The 3,842-nt window shown below is 32.0% G+C and carries 4 protein-coding genes; 2 read left to right on the top strand and 2 right to left on the bottom strand.

Annotation, left to right across the window (positions count from 1 at the left end):
• Positions 1-153: 153 nt before the first annotated feature.
• A complete protein-coding gene (locus H0V01_04735; protein ID MBA2582678.1) occupies positions 154-390 on the top strand; it encodes a hypothetical protein in 237 nt (78 codons plus the stop codon).
• Between the two features lie 233 nt (positions 391-623).
• Positions 624-995, top strand: a complete 372-nt coding sequence (locus H0V01_04730; protein ID MBA2582677.1) for a hypothetical protein — start codon at positions 624-626, stop codon at positions 993-995.
• Position 996: 1 nt separating this feature from the next.
• On the opposite strand, the gene H0V01_04725 is transcribed toward H0V01_04730, so the two are convergent.
• Positions 997-1,434 carry a hypothetical protein gene (locus H0V01_04725; GenBank protein MBA2582676.1) on the bottom strand — a complete coding sequence of 146 codons (438 nt, stop codon included), beginning with the start codon at positions 1,432-1,434 and terminating at the stop codon, positions 997-999.
• 2 nt (positions 1,435-1,436) lie between these two features.
• Positions 1,437-2,537, bottom strand: coding sequence for a hypothetical protein (locus H0V01_04720; protein MBA2582675.1), 1,101 nt, complete (start codon positions 2,535-2,537; stop codon positions 1,437-1,439).
• Positions 2,538-3,842: the final 1,305 nt, after the last annotated feature.

Here is a 3,842-nt window from a genome sequence, read left to right as displayed (position 1 = left end):
TTAGGAGAAACAGAAGATAGAGAACTTTTAAAAGACCCCTCTATGTTGAAGCGGTTAAATGATATTTCTAAATTTCCTGAACAAGATAAGTCTTGTATTCTCTACGCTCTTGATGCAATGATTAATAGTGTTAAACTTAAAGCAATTTAAAAGATGATTAATATTTCAGGCTCTTTAACCATTCAGGACAACACTGGGCAACAATACACTATTAATGCCAATGATTTTAATGAAGATGAACATTTAGACAGAACAACGTCTACTTTTGATTATGATACAAACGGCTGGTCTGTAAAACGTACAGTTGAAAACAAAAACGGAGCTATAAGCTGGAATGATTGGGAAGAAAATAACTGCTCAATTATAAATGATAGTATTTCCTTTAGTTAAAATACTGGCACCAGGAATATGCACAGAGAATAGTATCCCTCCAGGTAAAGGACACATTATAACCGCGAAATTATAACTGATTAGTGAAAATGAAAATGAGAGAAAGAAATAAAAGTTCTTCGCTTAGAATTCAAATGAATTGTGTTCTTATTATAAAAAATAAAAAAATTTTATTAAAAAAATATAATTCACTTAGTAGTTTATTAGTTTTTTCTTTAATTTTTATCCTTTTAATGTACGGAGATTTCCTTTCTTATATGCTTGGATACTCCTTAATATTTATTACATGGCTATCTTTGTTTTTTCCAAAGACAGTAACAATTGATTTGGAAAAAGACCTGATACAGAAATCAGTTTGTTTTTATAAATATCCATTATACACTTATTATAAAATTCATAATTTAAATAATATAAAAATCATTTCCTCCATTCGAACAGATACAGGAGATGATATAGGCGTAGGTTCTACCAAGTTTTACATAGAATTAATAACTACAAATCCTGAAAAATCATTTTTACTTGTAACTCTTCGCGCAATTGAAGGAGTAAAGCTCTTGAAAAATATACTAAGTAATTATTTGAATATTCCTTTTGATATTACATAGGTCAAAAAACATCTGATTTGATATTATGACCAAATATCTTATAACTTGACTTTTCTTTTAATAATGAAAATTTTTCTACAGAAGAATGCTCAGAATAATCAACGTGATATAATAAAACAATGACCTTTTGGCCATTGGTGTTTTCAATATTTGCTTCTATGAGTTTAAATGATTTCAACTCTCCTGTTAATGATAAAAATTTCTTTAAATGATTAATTAATTCTTCAGTAGTAATATTTTGAAAAAACAAATCAGAATACAAAAAATGAATTTTATGAAAATTGTTATTCTTTATTTCATGAAAATATTCATCTATCACTGAAGTAGGCTCTTCTAAACTAGTTAAAATTCTTTCAGAATCTTTATTTAAAAATTCGTCTATTCTATTACAACTAGACAATATAATTAAAAACAGTAGTAACAAATTGATTTTTTTCATAATTATTGTAATCTGAAATTATTTGATTTTAGTAATGAATAATCAGAAGCTGCAGTATTCTTTATTCCAATAGATGCTGTAAATTTATTTGTCATTGGTGTTTCCGCTTTAGCTCCTAATTTAATTCCAAACTTATAAGTTCTAACACCTGTTTTAATATCCAACTCAGTTTTTGCAAAAACTCCATTTCCAAATAAATTTATTCCTGTTTGTTCGGAAACTTTTAAAGTTTCTTTACTTCCGTTTTTTAATATTATAGGTTTATTAGAAAAGGAGAAACCGACATCTAAAGATGCTCCTAGCCCTATAGACCCTTCAGTACTTGCACTAGCATCTCCAACAACAGAAGTTGCAAACGTTTCAGAATTAGACTCAAAACTTAATCCAGCACCAGATGATACAGGTCCTCCTGAAATTGTTAATTTAGGATTTATTGAGACAGAACCCAAGGATGAGTTAGTGGGTGCCCAACTTGCAGTTTTATTATTTTTATTAAGAGTCAGAGTTTGGCCATTTAAACTACCTCCACTATATTCATATGTATCTATTTTTTCATCGTCTCCTTTTGTACTAATTTTTTCCTTATTATATGATTTAGTTTCAGGATTAAAATATTTTACATATTCTCCTGCATTATCTCCATTAGGGTCAATCTGTAAAATTGGGTTGTTATTAAATGTTGCATATCCACTTTCCCAAACTTTAACAACAGGGTCAATATTCCATCTCCTTCCAAGCCTGCTATCATATTGCCAAAATTCTGCTGTATAACTATTTCCATTACCTGATATTTCATCGTCTTTTTCTTGTGAGTTAAACCCGTATCTGTAGTCTGTTGAGTTAAAATTTCGCCCAGGCATCGGAGACCCGCCCGGATAAAAATCCCGTGTCACTAAAATATCGGCAGTATAATAATCAATGGTTCCGTCATTGTTGTCATCAACAGGAATTTTGCGGTCAGACACAACTACCAGCACGTTCCCTAAATGGTTATCCTTTTCATACAAAAAATTCCATTTCCCGTTTTCTTCATAGGTCTTGTTCCCTGTGAAGAAAAAATTTTCCGGAGTGTTTTTTCTATATGTGTAGGTCGTTTGCAGCACTTGCTTTTTCAGTATTTGAACATTGTAAAAGTCGCTATTTTTCTTATCTCTTCAAACTTTTTCAGGTGTTTTTTATTCGGCTCATATACAGCTAATCTAAAACTGGTCTACAGGATGATTACAATAGCTAAAAATATTAATGCCATTGCAACAATTACTACAGTTCTCATACTTGGGTTTTCACATTCAATGTTAAACCCGATAAAATTGATTTTTACTTTTTCTTTCATTAATTAAAATTTGATTTAGTTGTTATATCATATAAATATGTCAGTGTTTAAAAAAATCACAGTTTTTAGTAATTTTTTTTTAACCTTTTGTTAGCCCTCTCTTTATTGCATTAATTAAAAGATTGTTATCACTTTTCTAAAATGCCCTGTTTGGTCACCTTTACAAAGGTCGGTCAGCAGGGAAGGGAAAAAAGGACAGTAATTTTCTGATATAGCAGCTTATTTTATCATTATATGAGTTTTTGGAAAAAGGTTTAAAAAGTGCTTTTTTCTGGTCTGACAGAGCAAAAGCAGCATTGGGGCAGTTGTCAGATTTTAAGGGACAGTTGTCAGACAGATTTTTTTAAAATTATTACATATCGCATCATTTTGAGTCATTTTTAGGACTTTTGGAGGTATAAAAATTTTTAACTCTAATCAGCGATATCACCTTTAGCACGATAAAAAATGTTGGGTTTGCGCCTGGTTTGTGTGCATCTTTTATCGGGATAAAGGGTAGGGGTTTGGCTGCCGATTGAAGCCAATAAAACAAAAAAACCATACGCCTGTGGCTTGCGCCTTGTTTGACCGGAGGGAGTAGCGCACCAATAGCGTGGAGTGTGGCGGGTTGCGGCTATTTAGCATAATACCCATTATAACGACAAAACAATAGTATGGGCTTGTGCGATTCCTCGGGGGTTTTGCTCTTATAATGTGTATTATGTTACTTAGCTTTGGGTTGTTTTTTCTGGCATCGTCTTTTTGTTTTGTGGGTCAGCTTTGCTCTTTGATTTTTTGCTTTTCAACCTAAAAAATTCAACACGATAAAGTAAAAAAGCAATGTGCAAAAAGTGCGGTTGATACAAAAAGCGTGACAGAAAAAACAACAGAAGGGAAGGGTGCGGAACAGCTTGCAAATAGGTGCGGGATATGGGATTTGCAAGCTGTGGGGCTGTGTGGTGGCTTTATTGTATCGTCCTGAAATTAGTTTACACTTTGTGCAGTCTTAATCCTGCTACAAATTTACACTTTTTGTTTTAATCCTGAATACGCTTTACATTTGTTGGGCAGGATGAAGCGGAAGTGAGCAATGCTG

It is taken from the genome of Bacteroidota bacterium (assembly GCA_013696965.1).
GTDB lineage: Bacteria > Bacteroidota > Bacteroidia > JACCXN01 > JACCXN01 > JACCXN01.
Note: the sequence above shows the minus strand (reverse complement) of the source record. Positions and strands in the feature narration are given on the sequence as shown.

Excerpts from the sequence above, each read along its gene's own strand:
- H0V01_04725 (MBA2582676.1), bottom strand. The coding sequence starts at position 1,434 with ATGAAAAAAATCAATTTGTTACTACTGTTTTTAATTATATTGTCTAGT.
- H0V01_04730 (MBA2582677.1), top strand. The coding sequence starts at position 624 with ATGTACGGAGATTTCCTTTCTTATATGCTTGGATACTCCTTAATATTT.
- H0V01_04735 (MBA2582678.1), top strand. The coding sequence starts at position 154 with ATGATTAATATTTCAGGCTCTTTAACCATTCAGGACAACACTGGGCAA.